This window comes from Tepidicella baoligensis, assembly GCF_013432195.1.
GTDB lineage: Bacteria > Pseudomonadota > Gammaproteobacteria > Burkholderiales > Burkholderiaceae_C > Tepidicella > Tepidicella baoligensis.
Map to the genome: position 1 here is coordinate 72935 of NZ_JACCDB010000005.1, position 17841 is coordinate 90775.

At 66.5% G+C, this 17841-nt stretch carries 17 protein-coding genes; 1 reads left to right on the forward strand and 16 read right to left on the reverse strand.

From position 1 onward, the window contains the following. Nucleotides 1-106: 106 nt before the first annotated feature. Complete coding sequence (gene ppsA, locus HZS63_RS07475) at nucleotides 107-2500, reverse strand: phosphoenolpyruvate synthase (RefSeq protein ID WP_180683430.1); 2394 nt, start codon at nucleotides 2498-2500, stop codon at nucleotides 107-109. Between the two features lie 158 nt (nucleotides 2501-2658). Between ppsA and ppsR the strand changes: the two genes are divergently transcribed. After that, a complete protein-coding gene (ppsR, locus tag HZS63_RS07480; RefSeq protein WP_180683431.1) occupies nucleotides 2659-3468 on the forward strand; it encodes a posphoenolpyruvate synthetase regulatory kinase/phosphorylase PpsR in 810 nt (269 codons plus the stop codon). 18 nt (nucleotides 3469-3486) lie between these two features. Here ppsR and HZS63_RS07485 read toward each other — a convergent pair whose 3' ends face one another. The 15 genes from HZS63_RS07485 to HZS63_RS07555 all read right to left on the reverse strand — a co-directional run bounded on the left by HZS63_RS07485 (nucleotide 3487) and on the right by HZS63_RS07555 (nucleotide 17833). Next, complete coding sequence (locus tag HZS63_RS07485; RefSeq protein WP_246316234.1) at nucleotides 3487-4380, reverse strand: lytic transglycosylase domain-containing protein; 894 nt, start codon at nucleotides 4378-4380, stop codon at nucleotides 3487-3489. Continuing rightward, nucleotides 4377-4751 carry a hypothetical protein gene (locus HZS63_RS07490; RefSeq protein WP_180683432.1) on the reverse strand — a complete coding sequence of 125 codons (375 nt, stop codon included), beginning with the start codon at nucleotides 4749-4751 and terminating at the stop codon, nucleotides 4377-4379. Before HZS63_RS07490 ends, HZS63_RS07485 begins: the two co-directional genes overlap by 4 nt. 179 nt (nucleotides 4752-4930) lie before the next feature. Next, nucleotides 4931-6784 (reverse strand): sodium:solute symporter family protein, encoded by a 1854-nt coding sequence (locus HZS63_RS07495; RefSeq protein WP_180683433.1) that lies wholly within the window; start codon nucleotides 6782-6784, stop codon nucleotides 4931-4933. A gap of 16 nt (nucleotides 6785-6800) precedes the next feature. Beyond that, nucleotides 6801-7064 (reverse strand): DUF4212 domain-containing protein, encoded by a 264-nt coding sequence (locus HZS63_RS07500; protein ID WP_180683434.1) that lies wholly within the window; start codon nucleotides 7062-7064, stop codon nucleotides 6801-6803. A 159-nt stretch (nucleotides 7065-7223) separates the two neighbouring features. Then, the gene (cobT, locus tag HZS63_RS07505; RefSeq protein WP_180683435.1) at nucleotides 7224-8285 is read right to left on the reverse strand and encodes a nicotinate-nucleotide--dimethylbenzimidazole phosphoribosyltransferase; all 1062 of its coding nucleotides are present in this window, start codon (nucleotides 8283-8285) and stop codon (nucleotides 7224-7226) included. An 11-nt stretch (nucleotides 8286-8296) separates the two neighbouring features. Then, on the reverse strand, nucleotides 8297-9781 hold the full coding sequence (locus tag HZS63_RS07510) for a cobyric acid synthase (protein ID WP_180683436.1): 1485 nt from the start codon (nucleotides 9779-9781) through the stop codon (nucleotides 8297-8299). Continuing rightward, on the reverse strand, nucleotides 9778-10785 hold the full coding sequence (locus HZS63_RS07515) for an aminotransferase class I/II-fold pyridoxal phosphate-dependent enzyme (protein ID WP_180683437.1): 1008 nt from the start codon (nucleotides 10783-10785) through the stop codon (nucleotides 9778-9780). The genes HZS63_RS07510 and HZS63_RS07515 overlap by 4 nt, the downstream gene beginning before the upstream one ends. Then, nucleotides 10782-11777, reverse strand: coding sequence for an adenosylcobinamide-phosphate synthase CbiB (gene cbiB / locus HZS63_RS07520; RefSeq protein ID WP_246316236.1), 996 nt, complete (start codon nucleotides 11775-11777; stop codon nucleotides 10782-10784). Before cbiB ends, HZS63_RS07515 begins: the two co-directional genes overlap by 4 nt. A gap of 13 nt (nucleotides 11778-11790) precedes the next feature. After that, on the reverse strand, nucleotides 11791-12372 hold the full coding sequence (gene cobO / locus HZS63_RS07525; RefSeq protein WP_180683438.1) for a cob(I)yrinic acid a,c-diamide adenosyltransferase: 582 nt from the start codon (nucleotides 12370-12372) through the stop codon (nucleotides 11791-11793). Nucleotides 12373-12385: 13 nt separating this feature from the next. Next, entirely contained in the window at nucleotides 12386-13180 is a 795-nt protein-coding gene (locus HZS63_RS07530; RefSeq protein WP_180683439.1) for an ABC transporter ATP-binding protein, read from the reverse strand. Further along, the gene (locus HZS63_RS07535; protein ID WP_180683512.1) at nucleotides 13177-14160 is read right to left on the reverse strand and encodes a FecCD family ABC transporter permease; all 984 of its coding nucleotides are present in this window, start codon (nucleotides 14158-14160) and stop codon (nucleotides 13177-13179) included. Before HZS63_RS07535 ends, HZS63_RS07530 begins: the two co-directional genes overlap by 4 nt. Before the next feature lie 50 nt (nucleotides 14161-14210). After that, nucleotides 14211-15107, reverse strand: coding sequence for an ABC transporter substrate-binding protein (locus tag HZS63_RS07540; protein ID WP_180683440.1), 897 nt, complete (start codon nucleotides 15105-15107; stop codon nucleotides 14211-14213). Next, nucleotides 15104-15676 carry a bifunctional adenosylcobinamide kinase/adenosylcobinamide-phosphate guanylyltransferase gene (locus HZS63_RS07545; protein WP_180683441.1) on the reverse strand — a complete coding sequence of 191 codons (573 nt, stop codon included), beginning with the start codon at nucleotides 15674-15676 and terminating at the stop codon, nucleotides 15104-15106. The genes HZS63_RS07540 and HZS63_RS07545 overlap by 4 nt, the downstream gene beginning before the upstream one ends. Then, nucleotides 15669-16484, reverse strand: a complete 816-nt coding sequence (locus HZS63_RS07550; RefSeq protein ID WP_343039966.1) for an ABC transporter substrate-binding protein — start codon at nucleotides 16482-16484, stop codon at nucleotides 15669-15671. The genes HZS63_RS07545 and HZS63_RS07550 overlap by 8 nt, the downstream gene beginning before the upstream one ends. Beyond that, nucleotides 16481-17833, reverse strand: coding sequence for a cobyrinic acid a,c-diamide synthase CobB (locus HZS63_RS07555; RefSeq protein WP_343039967.1), 1353 nt, complete (start codon nucleotides 17831-17833; stop codon nucleotides 16481-16483). Before HZS63_RS07555 ends, HZS63_RS07550 begins: the two co-directional genes overlap by 4 nt. Nucleotides 17834-17841: the final 8 nt, after the last annotated feature.

Sequence of the window (17841 nt, forward strand, 5' to 3'; positions counted from 1 at the left end):
CGAACGGGCTTACCCTCCACTTACCGCGCCCCTGCGGGGGCGGCGACGTGCGCAGGCAAAAAAGGGGCCACGAGGGCCCCTGGACAGGCATCTCAGACGCGCCGCCTCAGGCACCCGCCAACTTCTGCCAGGTGTCCACCACGCTGTCCGGGTTCAAAGAGATGGAGCTGATGCCCTCGTTCTTGAGCCACTGGGCGAAGTCGGGGTGGTCGCTGGGGCCCTGGCCGCAAATGCCGATGTACTTGCCCTGCGCCCGGCAGGCCTTGATGGCTTGGCTGATGAGCGCCGTGACGGCAGGGTCGCGCTCGTCGAAGTCGTGGGCCAGCAGTTCCAGGCCGGAGTCGCGGTCCAGGCCCAGGGTGAGCTGGGTCAGGTCGTTGGAGCCGATGGAGAAGCCGTCGAAATACTGCAGGTACTGCTCGGCCAGAATGGCGTTGCTGGGGATCTCGCACATCATGATGAGCTTGAGATCGTTTTCGCCACGCTTCAGACCAAACTTGGCCAGCAGGTCCACCACGCGCTCGGCCTGCTTGAGCGTGCGCACGAAGGGCACCATCACCTGCACGTTGGTCAGGCCCATGTCCTCGCGCACGCGCTTCAAGGCCTCGCACTCCATGGCAAAGGCTTCGCCGAACTCGTCGCTGATATAGCGCGCCGCGCCACGGAAGCCGAGCATGGGGTTTTCCTCGTCCGGCTCGTAGCGGCTGCCGCCGACCAGCTTGCGGTATTCGTTGCTCTTGAAGTCCGAGAGGCGCACGATGACCGGCTTGGGCCAGAAGGCCGCCGCGATGGTGGCCACGCCCTCGGCCACCTTGTCCACATAGAAGGCGCGCGGGCTGGCGTGGCCACGGGCCACGGATTCCACGGCCTTCTTCAGGTCGGCATCGACCTGGGGATAGTCCAGAATGGCCTTGGGGTGGACGCCGATGTTGTTGTTGATGATGAACTCCAGCCGCGCCAGGCCGACGCCGCCGTTGGGAATTTGGGCGAAGTCGAAGGCCAGCTGCGGGTTGCCGACGTTCATCATGATCTTGACGTCCAGCGGCGGCATCTCGCCGCGCTTGACTTCGGTCACTTCGGTTTCCAGCAGGCCGTCGTAGATGTGGCCGGTATCGCCCTCGGCGCAGCTCACGGTCACCAGCGTGCCGTCTTTGAGCGTGTCGGTGGCGTTGCCACACCCCACCACGGCAGGGATGCCCAGCTCACGCGCGATGATGGCGGCGTGGCAGGTGCGGCCACCGCGGTTGGTGACGATGGCGCTGGCACGCTTCATCACGGGTTCCCAGTTGGGGTCGGTCATGTCGGTGACAAGCACATCGCCGGGCTGGACCTTGTCCATCTCGGAAATGTTGTGGACCAGCCGCACCGGGCCCGTGCCGATTTTCTGGCCGATGGCGCGGCCCGAGGCCAGCACCGCGCCTTTGCCCTTGAGCTTGTAGCGCATCTCCACCTGGCCGGCAGCCTGGCTTTTGACCGTCTCGGGGCGGGCCTGCAGGATGTAGAGCTGACCGTCGTTGCCGTCCTTGCCCCACTCGATGTCCATCGGGCGGCCGTAGTGCTGCTCGATGACGAGGGCGTAATGCGCCAGCTGCAACACTTCGGCGTCGGTCAGGCTGTAGCGGTTGCGCTGCTCCACCGGCACATCCACCGTCTTGACGAGCTTGCCGGTGGCGGCTTTTTCTTCGGGGGAGGCAAACACCATCTGGATGAGCTTGCTGCCCAGATTGCGCCGGATGACGGCTTGCTTGCCGGCCCTGAGCATGGGCTTGTGGACGTAAAACTCGTCTGGGTTGACGGCGCCCTGCACCACGGTTTCGCCCAGGCCATAGCTGGAGGTGATGAAGACCACGTCCTCGAAGCCGCTTTCGGTGTCGATGGTGAACATGACGCCGGCGGCGCCCAGGTCAGAGCGCACCATGCGCTGCACCCCCGCCGCCAAGGCCACCTCGGCGTGGGTGAAGCCCTTGTGCACGCGGTAGCTGATGGCGCGGTCGTTGTAGAGGCTGGCAAACACCTCCTTGATTTTGTGCAGCACCTCGTCGATGCCGTGCACGTTCAGGAAAGTTTCCTGCTGCCCGGCGAAGGAAGCGTCGGGCAAATCTTCGGCCGTGGCGGAGGAACGCACCGCGTAAGTGGCGGTGGTGCTGCCGGCGTTGAGCCGCTCATAGGCTTCGCGGATGGCCTGCTCCAGCTCGGGCGGAAAGGGCTGCGCCTGCACCATGGCACGGATTTCGGCGCCGCATTCCGCCAAGGCGCGCACGTCCTCGGTATCCAGCGCTGCGAGCTTGGCGTGGATGCGCTCATCCAGCCCGCCGGCTTTGAGGAACTGGCGAAACGCATACGCCGTGGTGGCAAACCCTGTGGGCACGCGCACCCCCTGGGGCAGTTGAGAGATCATCTCGCCCAGGCTGGCATTTTTGCCGCCGACGGCTTCGACATCGCTCATGCGAAGTTGCTCGAAGGGCACGACCAGCGCGGTCGGGCTGAAGCGTTGAGACATGGTTGGACTCCAAAGTTGAAAAACCTGCAAGCCACCCCGCGCCGTCACCCCGATCGTTGTTCTGTTGTGGGAGGTGCCGGAAGCCAGGCGACAAATCTGGATAATGGGCGTGATTGTAGGTCCTGGCCTCCTCAACCCCGCCCCCGGCAGCTTCCACCATGCCCCATCGCACCGCTTTCTTCATCTCTGACGGCACCGGCATCACGGCCGAAACCTTTGCCAAGGCCATCTTGGCGCAATTCGAGATCGACCCCAAGCGCGTGCGGCTGCCCTTCATCGACGACCCGGACAAAGCCTGGCAGGCCGTGCGCCAGATCAACCATGCGGCCGAAGTGGACGGGCGGCGCCCGCTGGTGTTCACCACCGTGGTGAACATGGACGTGCTGGCCGTGCTGCGGGCCGAATGCAAGGGCATGCTGATCGACATGTTCGGCACCTTCATCTCCCCGCTCGAACAGGAGTTGGGCATGAAGTCGAACCACCGGGTGGGCCGGTTTTCCGACGTGTCCAAAAGTCAGGAGTACCACGACCGGATCGAGGCCATCAACTTCACGCTCGACCACGATGACGGCCAGACGAACGAAGATCTGGAAAAGTCGGACGTGATTCTGGTGGGAGTGAGCCGCAGCGGCAAGACGCCGACCTCGCTCTACCTGGCGATGCAGTTCGGCCTGAAGGCATCGAACTACCCGCTGATCCCGGAAGATTTCGAGCGCCGCGCCCTGCCTCCGGCACTGGTGCCGTTCAAGAAGAAGCTGTTTGGGCTGACCATCGACCCGGTACGCCTGAGCGAAATCCGCAACGAGCGGCGTCCCAATTCACGCTATGCGAGCCTGCAGAACTGCCGCTACGAGGTAGCAGAAGCCGAAGCCATGATGCGGCGCGCGGGCATCCGCACGCTGTCGACGACCACCAAATCGATCGAGGAAATCGCCACCATCATCCGCCAGGACCTGCATCTGGAGTGAAGCGGCGGCATCCAACCATCACATCGGGCGGGGCCGCGCATGTACCGGTGAACGGTAGAAGTGCAGGATGCGCTGCACATATTGCCGGGTTTCCTGGTAAGGGGGCACCCCTCCGTGGCGATCCACCGCCCCCTCCCCGGCGTTGTAGGCGGCAGAAGCCAGCGCCACGTCCCCATGGAAGCGCTCCAGCAACCAGCGCAGATAGGCCAGGCCGCCACGCACATTCTGCTCGGGATCGAACGCATTGCGCACGCCAAACCGTGCCGCCGTATCAGGAATGAGCTGCATCAGGCCCTGGGCGTTTTGGGGCGAGACGGCATGGGGGTCGAAGTTCGACTCGGCGCGGGCGATGGCCAGCGCGAGACGGTAGTCGACCTCGAAACGGGGAGCGAGATGGCGTATCAGCCGAGCATGGCGCTGCTTGTGTAGCGGCAACGCCAGGATGTAGCGCTCCACCACCTCCTCGGGCACGGCCGGCTCAACCGGCGGCTCCAAGGGGCGGGACACATCGAACACCGGTGCGCGCCCGGTGAGCAGGCAGTCGGGCAGCGCATCGGCAAAGCCGGTCTGAGCCACCACCGCTGCCGCCCGCTCGTGGCCACGCTGCGCCGCCAGCGCCAGCAAAGCGCGCGCTTCCAGGTGTCCCTGGGCATCGACCCGATCCAGATACAAGCGGCCCAGTCGGTACTGAGCCTCGACGCTGCCAAAGCGTGCAGCCGCACAGTAGCGGTCGGCAGCGAACAACGGTTCGTTGCGCAGTTGGGCCTCGTAGCCCTCCTCGATCCAGCGTGACAGTCGGGGCGGCTCATCCGTCCATTCAGGCGGGCCGTCTGTGGGCAGTGTCATGGCCAAGGCCATGCACGACAGCCCGAAGCCGCCTGCAAGCCCCCACCATGACCGCCACTGGTTCATGCCTTTTTCTCGCGCCCCTTCTTTTTGAGGTCGATGCCGTGGGCATGGCGGCTGAGCGCAAAGGACGCGAAGATCTTCATCCAGAGCGTCACGCCGGCCACCGCCATCCAGTCCTCACGGGCCAAAGCCTGGAAGCCGAGCACGGCCACCAACACCCCGACCAGCACAATGCCACCCACCAAGTTGATCGCCATCTCGTAGGGCGCATAGCGCGCCGCATCGGGAGGGGGCATGCCTTTCTTGAGCGCCACCTCGGAAAAATCACGTTGGACCAGGATACGCCACGTCCGGCGCAACCAGAAAAAGGCCACGGGAAAGAGGACCAGCAGAAACAGCCAGTCCAGGATGGGAATGCTCACGCCCCAGTTCATGTCGTTCGTCTTTCGTTGCAAAGGTCTCGCGATGGATTCTCCCCCAAAGCGCTTGAGCGGCCAAGGGTGCTGGGCTCAGGGTCATCCGGAATCGCCATGAAAAAGCCCCATCGGCCGCGGGGGCCGACGGGGCCAGGCCAGGGTCCACACGGGTTTACCGTGCGGACTGGACACCACCATCAGTGACCGACGGCAGCACCGGCACCCTTGGGGGTACGGACGGAGTCGACCATGGCAGCGATGTGCGACGGCACGGGGGCGCCCATCTTGCTGACCAGGAAGGCGACCACGAAGTTCACGATCGCACCCACGGTGCCGAAGCCCTCGGGACTGATGGTGAAGAAGCTGTTGGCCCCACCGATCAGATCCAGGTATTCGGTTCCCTTGATGAAGAAGATGCCTTTATGGGCAAACACATAGAACAGCGTGACCGCCAGGCCAGCGATCATGCCAGCAGAGGCACCTTTGTCGGTGATGGTCTTGCTGAAGATACCCATCATCAGTGCCGGGAAGATCGTGGACGCCGCGATACCGAAGGCCAGGGCCACGGTACCGGCCGCGAAGCCCGGCGGATTCAGGCCCAGGTAGCCTGCCACGAAGATCGCTGCGGCCATGGAGATCTTGCCAGCCAGCAGTTCGCCTTTTTCGCTGATGTCCGGTTTGATGGCGCCTTTGATCAGGTCATGGGAGATGGCGGAGGAGATGGCCAGCAGCAGACCGGCGGCAGTGGAGAGCGCGGCAGCCAGACCACCGGCAGCGACCAGGGCAATCACCCAGTTCGGCAATTGCGCGATTTCCGGGTTCGCCAGCACGATGATGTCGGCGTTCACGGTCAGCTCGTTGCCTTTCCAGCCGGCGGCTTCGGCCTTGGCCAGGATCTCGGGGTTGTTGGTGGCGCTGTTGTAGAACTGGATGCGGCCGTCGCCGTTCTTGTCTTCCCACTTGAGGAGACCGGTGCGCTCCCAGCGCTTCATCCATTCGGGGCGATCTTCGTACAACAGGCTGGCTTCGGGGGCGAACAGGTCACCGCGCTGCTTGGCCACGTCGGCATTGATGATCAATTGCCCGGATGCGTCCTGGGTGATGCCCACAGCGGTGTTGGTGGTACCGATCAGGTTCAGGCGAGCCATGGCGCCGACGGCCGGAGCGGTCGTGTACAGCAGGGCGATGAACACCAGGGCCCAGCCAGCGGAAGAACGGGCGTCGGCCACCTTGGGCACGGTGAAGAAGCGCACGATCACATGAGGCAAACCGGCGGTACCGATCATCAGGGAGATCGTGAAGAACAGCATGTTGATGGTCGAACCGGCGGCCGTCGTGGTGTACTGGCTGAAACCGAGGTCGGTCACCACCTGGTCGAGCTTGGCCAGCAGCGCCACGTCCGTGCCGGCGAGGTTGGAGCCCAGGCCCAGCTGCGGCAGGAAATTGCCGGTCAGGTTCAGCGAGATGAAGAAGGCCGGCACCAGATACGCCAGGATCAGCACGATGTACTGGGCCACCTGGGTGTAGGTGATGCCCTTCATGCCACCGAACACGGCGTAGGCGAACACAATGGCCATGCCGAGGTAAATACCGGTGTCGCTGGAGACGCCCAGGAAGCGGGCGAAGGTCACGCCCACGCCGGTCATCTGGCCGATGATGTACACGATGGATGCCACCAGCAGGCAGATCACGGCGACGTTGCGGGCGAACTGGGAGTAGTAGCGGTCACCGATGAACTCGGGCACGGTGAACTTGCCGAACTTGCGCAGGTACGGCGCCAGCAGGCAGGCCAGCAGCACGTAGCCGCCGGTCCAGCCCATCAGGAACACGGCGCCACCGTAGCCCATGTTGGAGATCAGGCCGGCCATCGAGATGAAGGAGGCAGCCGACATCCAGTCGGCGGCCGTGGCCATGCCGTTGGTGACGGGGTGCACGCCACTGCCAGCGACGTAGAAGTCCGAGGTGGAGCCTGCGCGGGCCCACACGGCGATGCCGATGTAGATCGCGAAGGTGAAGCCCACCACCAGGTAGGTCAGGGTTTGAAGTTCCATTTGGTGTTCCTTCCGATCAGTCTTCCGACATGCCGAACTTGCGGTCGATATCGCTCATCTTTTTCGCGTACCAGAAGATCAACGCAATGAAGATGTAGATGGAACCCTGCTGTGCAAACCAGAACCCGAGCGGATAACCGCCGAGATGGATGTTGTTGAGCACAGGGGCAAACAGGATTCCGGCGCCGTACGACACCAGCGCCCAGATCACCAACACGATGGTCAGCAGGCGTAGCGTCGCCGACCAGTAGGCCTTGGCATTGCTTTCTTCGTTAGACATGAACGTCATCTCCTCGGAGTGATGGCTTGATACGGTGGCGAACCACCGCGCTCGAACACCGCAAAAGGGAATTCGCGATATTGCGGAGGTGACTGTCGAGTCCGATGCTTACAGCGAACTTAAGCAAACCGGGTTTCAACCCCGACCTAGGGAAAGTCCTTAGGCGCTTTTTTCGAAGACACTGCTGGCACGGCTGACACCGGCCCCTTCGAAACAGGCCATCTGTTCCAAAATGGCGGTGGCCGACACCAGCAGTGGCCAGGCCATCGCGGCTCCGCTGCCCTCGCCCAGACGTAAGCCGAGGTCCAGCAGCGGCGCCACCTTCAGCGCGGCCAGCATGAGGGCATGCCCCCGTTCGCCGGAACGGTGGGCAAACACACAGCGTTGCAACACAGCAGGCTGCAGCCGCGCCGCGACGAGCACGGCGGCGGAGGTGATGAAACCGTCCACCAGCACCACACGGCGCTGGGCGGCGGCTTCGAGCACCGCCCCCACGAGCGTCGCGATCTCGAAACCGCCGAAGGCCGCCAATGCATCCCATGGCTCCACGGCAGCGGGATGGCGCTGCAGCACTTCACGCAACACCGCGATCTTGCGTTGCACGCCGGGCGCGTCGAGGCCGGTGCCCGCGCCGGTGCAGTCTTCGATGTCGAGCCCGCACAAGCGCGACAACAGGAGCGAGGCGGCCGAGGTGTTGCCAATGCCCATTTCCCCAAGCAGCAGCACGTTGCCGGGCAGTTGGCGCACGATCTCGGCCCCGTTGTCCAGCGCCTGCTGGCATTGCGCTGGCGTCATGGCCGGGCCGTCAGCCGCATCGGCGGTGCCCGGTGCGACCTTGCGGATCCACAGACCGGGGCGGGGCAGGAAATCGTGTGCCACACCGCAGTCCACCACGGTCAGGGCCAGACCGTGCTGCCGGGCCAGGACGCTGACGGCAGCCCCACCAGCCAGAAAGTTTTCCACCATCTGCCAGGTCACGTCACTCGGGAAGGCGGACACGCCGCGCGCGGCCAATCCGTGGTCGCCAGCGCACACCAGCAGCTGGGGGTGCTGCAAGCGGGGCGTCTCGGTGCCGAGGATGCAGGCCAGGCGCAGCGCCAACACCTCGATCTGGCCGAGCGAGCCCAAGGGCTTGGTTTTCTGGTCCAGCTGGTGCTGCACACGCTGGGCCAGCGCATCGTCGGTGATGTCGGCAACCTGGGGAAAGCGCAGGGGGGGCATGAAACGTCCTTTCAGGGTTGGGCCAGCGCATCGAGCCAGCCGGAGGGGAAACAAGCGGTGACATGATCAGCCAGCCGGTCGAACACGTGGTCCAGCGAGGGCGTGCCGCTGCCAAACAGGGCTTGCAGAACCCCCGGGTGTTCGAACAGGCCATGCAGGTACAGCCCCAGCACACGTCCGCTGGCGTTGCGCCAGCCCAGCGGCTGCCCGCCGGCGTCGGAGGTGATCAGAGGATAGGGATGTTGGCCCGCCGCCACCATCGCGGGATGCGGGACGGTCTGGCCGTGGTGGATTTCGTAGCCATCCACGCCCTGGCCGGCCAGCGCCTGCCAAGGACCTGGTAGATCGGCCGCAAACCTCGCCGAGGTGGGGGTGACGGTCTTGTCTGCCTCGAAACGGGTGACCACAGGCAACAGCCCCAGGCCGGGGGCATTGCCGTCGATGCCATGCGAGTCCACCAGGGCTTCACCCAGCATTTGCAAGCCGCCGCAGATCCCCAGCACCAGGCCACCACCGGCGGCGTGACGCTCCACGGCCCGGTCCAGCCCCTGCTGGCGCAACCAGGCCAGATCGGCGCTGGTGTGCTTGCTGCCGGGCAGGATCACCCAGTCGGCATCGACCAGTTGCGCGGGCGATCGCGCCCACACCAGCCGCACGCTGGGCACGTTTTTCAAGGGCTGGAACTCGTCGAGGTTGCTGATCCGCGGGTAGGCGATCACCGCGATCGTGGTGTCCACGGCAGCGGCCGGGTGCGAACGGTCGTCGAACACGCCGTCTTCCTCGGGCAGGCCGTGCTGCCACAGCATGGGCAGGGTGGCCACGGTGGGCACGCCGGTGTACTCGGCCAGTTTCTCAGGGCCGGGGGCCAGCAAGGCGGCGTCGCCCCGGAATTTGTTGAGCACGAAGCCCCGGATCAACCGCTGTTCTTCCGGCGGCAACAGGGCCCAAGTCCCGTAAAGGTGAGCAAAGGCTCCGCCGCGGTCGATGTCGGTCACGAGCAGGCAGCGTGCGCCGACATGCCGCGCCACCCGCATGTTGACGATGTCGCTGGCGTGCAGGTTGATCTCGGCAGGCGAGCCCGCCCCCTCGATGACCACGAGATCGTATTCGGCCCGCAACCCGTCGAGCGCCGCGCGGATGGATGGCCAGACACGCTCGCTGCGGCCGCGCCAAGGCATGTCACTCAAAGCGCGATCCACCTGCCCGAGCAACAAGACCTGGCTGCGGGTGTCGGCCTCGGGCTTGAGCAGCACCGGGTTCATGCGGACTTCGGGCCGCACCCGGGCGGCCAGCGCCTGGAAATACTGCGCACTGCCGATCTCGCCCCAGCGGCCGTCTGGGGTGGGCACGACACGGGCGTTGTTGCTCATGTTCTGTGCCTTGAACGGAGCCACCCTCAGCCCTCGATGAGCGTAATGACGACACAGCGCGGTGGCAAGCCAGCTCTTGCCAGCTCCGCTGGTGGTGCCCAGCACCATGATGCAAACGGCACTCATGCCTGCTCCTGCGTGTTGGGGACGCTGGCCTCCAGTGCCCGCAAGAGGGCATGGCGGGCAGCGTCGGGCTGGGCGCTCAGGCGCCATCGACCGGGCAGGCCGAAGGAGGTCGCGTCGCGCAGCTTGATGTCGTGCCGCCGCAGGGCCTGGGCCGACAGCGGCGCGGGCGGTCGGGCACAGAAATAGGGGGTGTGACTGGGCCGGCAGTCCCAGCCGTGGGCAACGAGGGAGCGCACCAGTTCGTCCTTCCAGCGTTGCAGGGTGGGCAGACTGTCTCGCAGCCATTGCTGCACCTCGGGCATGGTCCAGTGCTGCAGCAGCGCCACGCCGTGGCTGCCCACCGGCCAGGAAGGGGCCAGCGCTTCCAGGGCCTGCACCATCCCCTGTTCGCCTTCGGGAACGATGAGATAAGCGGCCCGCACGCCGGTCAGACCCAACGCCTTGTTCGGCGACCAGAGTTGCCAGCAGCGGGCCTGCTGCGCCGGCGTCAGGGTCGGCTGGCCGCTCAGACGCAAAGGCTGGTAGGCACAGTCCAACACCGTCCATGCCGAACCGGAATCCACCACGACAGCCACAGCGGTGCTGGATTCGTTGTCACCGAGCGGGCTACTGGGCTCGCACAGCCAGGCAAGGCCGGCCGTACCGGGCTCCAGCGCCCGCCTCATGCCCCAGGCGGCCGCGGCATGTGCATAGTCTCCGTAAGCGTGAGTGGGCCACCAGACGGAACGAATCCCATGCCGCCAGGCACAAGCCGTCAGGCGTTGGATCCACTCACTGGCGCTGCCCCCGATCAGGATGCGGCCCGGCTCCACGCCATGCCATTGCGCGAGGATGCGGCGCAGCGCGCCATACGAAGGGTCGGGGTAGCGGATGGCATCCACAGCCCGGAGCGCTTCGACCACGATCGGGCACGGCCCGCAGGCGTTCGCGTTCGAGGAAAAATCCCAGCGGACGGGGCCGTGCGCGTCGGTGCCACCATGCGTACGTGCGGCGATGGACGTCATGTCAGCCCCCACAGTTGCCACGCTTGCCAGGCCGTGGCCCATCCGGCCAGCAGCCACAACCCGCAGGCGGCGGCGCGGCCGCACATGGTCACGGCGGCCTGCACGTGCATGGGCTGCGGCCGGGCGGCACCGGCGTTGAGCACATAGACCCCGGCCTTGCCCAACCGCACCGGCAGCAAAAGGGCCAGCGCCCCCATGGGCCACCCGCCATTGGGTGATGGGGTGTGCGCCGCCTCTGCCTGGAGCACCGACCAGCGTGACGTGCGCCAGCCGCGTGCGACCATCCACATCAGCGCCGCCGTGATCCGAGCCGGTAGCCAGGAGAGCACATCGTCGGCACGGGCGGCCCATTGGCCAGCCCAGGTCCACACCCGGCCGTGGCGGGCGCCTCGGTAGCCCCACATGGCATCGGCCGTGTTGGCCCATCGGTATAGCGCCGCTGCGGGCAGACCGGCCACGGCAAACCAGAACAGCGGGGCCACCACCGAATCGTTGAGGTTTTCCGCCAGGGTGGACAGGGCAGCCTCACGCACGCCAGCCTCATCCAGCCCGCTCACGTCACGGCTGACGAGCCGAGCCAGTTGTGCTCGCCCCGCGTCCAAAGACACGTTCAGACTGTGCTCCACGGCCAACACCTCCTCACGCAGCATGCGCCACGCCAACAGGGATTTCAGCAACAACCCCATCACCAGCATCTGCGCCCAACCAGGCCACGATGCGATCCACGCCGTCAGCAGCGCGGCCAGACCCGCCACCGCCACAGCCCCGGCACACCAGCCCAGGGCGCCGCGCCACCACGGCCCCCATCGCCCCGCATCGGGGGTGCTCGCCCAAGGAGCCGCCCAGCGGCCCAGCCTGTCCAGCATCACGCCCATACCCACCACCGGATGGAGCCATGTCGGCGGCTCCCCCCACCAGCGATCCACCGCCATGGCCACGACCATGACCGCGGCGGGCAAGATGACCATCAGGGCGGACTCGAGCATCGGCATGGGGCGGGTGCTTTCAATCCTCGATGCCCCGCTGCGCCGGCACCCCGGCCTGGAAGGCGTGCTTGACCAGTGTCATCTCGGTCACGGTGTCGGCCAGTTCGATCAGCTCCGGCGGGCAGCGCCGCCCGGTCAGGCACACGTGCACGTCGCGCGGGCGTTCGCGCAGGGTCTGCAGTACATCGTCCAGCGGCAGCCAGCCGTAGATGAGCGGATAGGTGATTTCGTCGAGCACCACCAGAAAGTGACTGCCGTCCAGGATGGCGGCCTTGGCTCGCTGCCAGCCCTCCCGGGCGAGTTGGGCCGAATGATCCAGATCGCGGCTCTTCCAACTGAAGCCATCACCCAGTCCCTCGATGGGCAGGCCGATCTGCTCGAACATGCGGTGTTCACCAAACCGGGCCGTGGGCACCTTCATGAACTGGAAGATGCGCACCTGCCGGCCATGTACGTGCGTACGGCCCAAAGCCCGCAGCGCCAATCCGAAGGCCGCTGTACTCTTGCCCTTGCCATCACCGGTGTGCACGATGAGCAGTCCACGGCGCTCGCCTTCGGGCTTGTCATAGCGCTTGTCGGTGGGCGGGGATTCGAGTTGCATGGTGTGCGTCCTTTCACTGTGGCAGGGCCACCCAGCGGCCATCGATGGCGTGGATGCGCAGGCGATGATCGAACACGGCGGACAGCGCCGCATGGGCCTGGGTATCGTCCACCGGACCGGCATAGGTGATGCCGCCTTCGCGCATCACCAGCAGATCGTCGGCCATGAGGGCCATGGAGATTTCATGCAGGACGCTGACCACGGTGCGGCCCTGCCTCACGAGTTGGCGCACCAGCGCCAGCCAGTCCGCCTGGTGCGGAGGGTCCAGATTGGCCAGCGGCTCGTCCATGAGCAGCACCTGTGCCTGCACCGCCAGCAATCGGGCCAGGAGCACGCGCTGGCGCTCGCCGCCCGAAAGGGCCCCAAAGGCCCGGTCGCGCCAATCCCAGGCATGGGTCTGGCGCAGGGCCGCCTCCACGGCGGCATGGTCGGCCGGGCTTGGCGGGGCGATCCAGCCCTGATGCGGCAGACGCCCCAGCATGGCCACGTCGCGCACGGTGAGGTCGTCCGCGCCCATGTCAGAAGCCCCACCCTGTGCCAGCCAGGCCAGCGCACGGGCGCGTTCGCGGTGGGGCCATGCCGGCAGGGGCCGCCCCAGCAGATACACGCGTCCTTCCACCGGCACCAGACCGGCCAGGGCCCGCAGCAAGGTGGATTTGCCCGCGCCGTTCGGGCCGACGATGCTGGTCCAGCGGCCTGCGCGAATGGCGACATCCAGGCCGCCGAGCACCTGTCGGGATGCGCGCGCGGTGCCCAGATGAACCGTGAGCCGCTGCGCCGACAACGCCGATATCGTCACGTCCTTCATCCCGTGCGCCGATGCATCAGCCACAACAGATACCCCCCGCCCAGCACGGCCGTCAAGACACCCACCGGTATTTCCTGTGGGGCCAACAGCCCACGCGCCAACAGGTCGGCCGCCAGCAACAACAGCCCGCCCATGAGGCTGGCCAACCCCACGAGCCGTGCATGGGTGGTCTTGACCACCGAGCGCACCAGATGCGGCGCCGCCAGCCCCACGAAGGCGATCAGGCCGGTCTGCGCCACGGCGGTACCCGTGGCCAGGGCGATGACGGCCACCAGCGCCGCCCGCAGTGGGGCCAGCGGCAGGCCCAGGCTTTGCGCCGTGGACTCGCCCAGGCTCAGTCCGTCGAGCACCTTGGCCAGTGCCCAGGCAGCGCAGATACAGATTGCACCCACCGCCATCATGATGGCCCAGGAGGACCAGCCGACAAAGCCGGTGGAGCCAAGCATGAACGCCTGCATGGCCTGGAGCACGTCCGGCGCCATCAGCGTGACGAGCGAGGTCAGCGCCCCCAGGACCATGCCCACCACCACGCCCGCGAGCAGCAGGCGCAAAGTATGCTGCACGCCGCGCGCCAACACCAGCGTGAGCATGACCGCAGCCACCGCCCCGACGAAGGCCGCGCCTGTCAACCCCAGGCGCACCACCCAGGCGGCGGCGAAAGGCGACACGCCCAGGGCAGCGAGCGTCACCGCCACGGCCAGCGACGCCCCCGAGGCGCTGCCGAGCAAAAACGGGTCGGCCAGCGGATTGCGGAACAACCCCTGAGCCACCGCCCCCGCCAGCCCCAGCAAGGCGCCCGCTGCCCATGCGCCCAAGGTCCGGGGGGCCCGGATGTCCCACACGATCTGCGCGGCCACCGGATCGGCCAGCATGGCCCACACCGGCTCCACCCCAGTGCTGCCTACCCCCAGGCCCAGCACCACCAGCACCGCTGCCACCCCCACCAGGGCCACGGCCAGCCACCGCCAGCGCGAGGGCATGGTTACAACGGTCGCAGGACGCGCCGAAACCGTGGGGAAGGAGGGAGCGCTCATGGCTGCAGGTGCTTGTTCAGGCAATCCGCCAACAGCCGCGCCCCCTCGGCCATGCGCGGCCCCGGACGAATGATGGTGTCGGCCTCGTCGTTGCTGAACACGCACACCCGCCGCTCGCTGACGGCGCGAATACGCCCCCAGCCGGGCCGGTCGGTCATGCCGGCGGCGTTGCGCTCGCCCACCATGATCACATCCGGGTTGGCCCGCACCACGAACTCCGGGTTCAGCTTGGGAAACGGCCCCAGTTCCTCCGGGACGATGTTCTGCGCCCCGAGCCGGGCCAGGGTCTCACCGATGAACGAGGAAGCCCCCGCCGCGTAGGGCGCGCGGTTGACTTCGAAATACACCCGAGTCTGCCGCACCTCTGGTGGCAGCGACTGGGCTGCCGCCGAGACGGCCGCATCGATGTGCCGCCAAATACGCCCGGCCTCCTCTGCAGGCACACCCAACACCTGAGCCACCTTGCCCATCACGCGCCGCATGTCGGCATGGGTTTTGGGTTCCAGCGCCACCACCTTCAGGCCCAAAGCCTCCAGGCGCTCGTTGCCTCGGCTCGACAGGGCCACCAGCACCACGTCTGGCCGCAGCGCGACGATGGCCTCGATGTTCGGATCGATTCCGCCCCCCACCCTAGGCAAGGATTGGATCGCCGCCGGCCAATTGGAATACCGGTCCACCCCGACCAGCCGATGGCACTGCTGGAGCTCGCACACGGTTTCCGTGAGCGACGGCAGGATGGACACCACCCGCTGCGGCGGTGCGGGCAGCTGCACCGTGCGGCCCCGATCGTCGGTCACGGACACAGGCTGGGCCACCGCCTGGGCAGCCAACAGCGTCAACCCCACGCAAGCGGTCAGCGCCGCCAGCCAGCCCGGCCATGCCCCGCATTTCATGACCGCCCCTCCTTGATCACCAGCGGACAGCCCGCCACCATCAGCGTGACCCGTTGCGCCATGCGGGCGACCTGCTGGTTCAGCCAGCCCAAGGCATCCACGAAACGCCGCACCTCCGCGCCCAGCGGGATCACGCCCAGGCCGATCTCGTTGCCCACGAGCACCACCGGCCCCGGCAGCTCCGTCAGAACCCGACACAGATCCTCGCAAACAGCCGGCACATCGTCCACGGCGGGAACACCCGGCGGCGGCATCACCGCCTGCGTCAGCCACATCGTCAGGCAGTCCACCACGACCATCGTGCTGGGCGTGCTTTCACGCCGCAGCGCGTCGGCCAAGGCGCGGGGTTCCTCCACCGTGACCAGCCCGGGCACGCGGGCAGCCCGTTCGCGCCGATGCCGCTGGATGCGTTCACGCATCTCGTCGTCGCCAGGCCATCCGGTGGCCAACAACACGGCTCGGTGCAAGGCATGTGCGCTCAACCAGTCGCGCGCCCGCGCTTCGGCCAGCCGCGACTTGCCGCTTTTTTGGCCGCCGAGAATGAACTCGCAGCGTGGCGCCTCAACCATACTGCCTCCGCCATTGCTGAATCAATCGATGCAACTGCTCCACGCCGTCGGTCAGCGCTGCAGGCCCGGGCTGCAAAATGTCGGCCGACTTGATTTCGAACAGCTGCCCATGGCGTACCGCGGGCACCTGATCCCAACCGGAGCGCGCCGCCACCTTCTCGGGCCGGAACTTCTTGCCACACCATGAGCCGATCACCATGTCCGGAGCGCGCCGCACGATCTCGGCCCCATCGGCCACGATACGGTCTTTGCCCAAGGGCTGCCGGGCCAGCTCGGGAAAAATGTCCGTCCCACCGGCCACGCCCACCAGCTCCGACACCCAACGGATGCCACTGATGAGAGGTTCATCCCACTCCTCGAAAAACACACGAGGCCGCCGCCGGCCGGCCTCGTCGAGCAAAGACGCTTGGTGTGCGATCGCCTCCAGCCGCTCGCGCATGGCGCGTATGCGTGCCTGCCCTTCCTGGGCGCACCCCAGCATGGCGGCCACCTGGTAGAGCATGCCGAAGATCTCTTCCACGCTGCGCTGGTTGAACACCGTCACCTGCACCCCGGCCCGGATGAGCGCAGCGGCGATATCGGCTTGCAAATCGGAGAAGCCAAACACGCAGTCCGGTTGCAGCGCCAGGATTTGGTCGATCTTGGCATGGAGAAACGCACTGACCTTCGGCTTTTCCGCGCGCGCCCGGCGCGGGCGCACCGTGTAGCCGCTGATGCCCACGATGCGCGCCTCCTGCCCGAGCAGATAAATCCACTCGGTGGTTTCTTCGGTCAGGCAGACGATGCGTTGGGGACCTGGCAGGCTCACGGCTTCTCCGTCAGGAAGAGTGTGGCCGCAGCTTCGGGACAAGAGGCGAACCAGGCATGGAAATAGCTTGCCTGGAGCGAAGCGCGGCGATACACCGCCTCTGGCCGGCCCCACGCGCTCACCGGTTCGGTCCAGCCCGCCAGGGGCTCATCGGTCTCCACCGTGGAATGGTGGAACGTGTGGCCACGCAAGCCACCCAGCGGGGTCGTCCACTGCTGGGGCCCCAAGGCAGCCAAGCGGGGGTGCATGCGCACTTCTCCGCGCAAGATGCGCCAGCCGGGCATGCGCCGCCCATCGGTCTGGGTGATTCCGTCGAACAACACCATCATGCCTCCGCATTCTGCCCATACCGGCTTGCCCGCATGCACATGGGCCTCCAGATGGTCGCGCGTGCGCTGGCTGCGGCTCAAGGTGTCGGCATGGAGCTCTGGATAGCCGCCCGGCAGCCAGACTGCATCGCACGGCGGCAAAGCCTCGTTGGCCAGCGGGGAAAAAAACCTCAGCTCGGCACCCAGCGCGCGCAACGTGTCCAGATTGGCGGGGTAGATGAACGCAAAGGCCGCATCCCGCGCAATCGCAATCGTACGCCCCTGCAGCAGCAGGGGCAGTGGTCGGACGGGAGACGGCTCGAAAGCCACGGCCCAGCGCTGCCAACCCTGCGCGTCGAGGCGCCCAAGAGGGGTGTCCGCCAGCGCATCGGCGATGGCATCCAGCCGTGCCAAGGCGTCGGGCAGTTCAGCCGCTGCGATCAGGCCCAGGTGGCGCTGTGGCAACGTGAAACCGGCCTGCCGCCGCAAGGCCCCCAGCCAGCCGGCATCCAGGTCAGCCGATTCTCCTCCCGTATGGCCGGTGCGAATCGATGCCTGCAACATCTGTGCATGCCCTTCGCTGGCCACCCGGTTGGCCAGAACCCCGGCCCAAGGCAACTCGGGTCGGTAGTGCCGCAGGCCATGCACGAGCGCGCCGAAGGTACCCGCCATGGCCGAGGCGTCGATCACCGCGAGCACGGGAATGCCCCAACGCACCGCCAGATCGGCCGCACTCGGCTCGCCATCGAACAGGCCCATCACCCCTTCCACGAGGATCAGGTCGCTGTGCAACGCAGCCTCATGCAGCCGGGCGCGGATATCATCCTCGCCGTTGAGCCATAGGTCCAGGTTGTGCACGGGCTGGCCGCTGGCCAGTTCATGCCAGTGCGGATCCAGAAAATCCGGCCCGCACTTGAAAACCCGCACCCGCTTGCCCTGCCGTGCATGCAAGCGCGCCAACGCAGCGGTCACGGTGGTCTTGCCCTGGCCGGAAGCCGGAGCAGCGATCAGCACGGCGGGGCAATGAGCAATAGGCTGCACGGCAACCC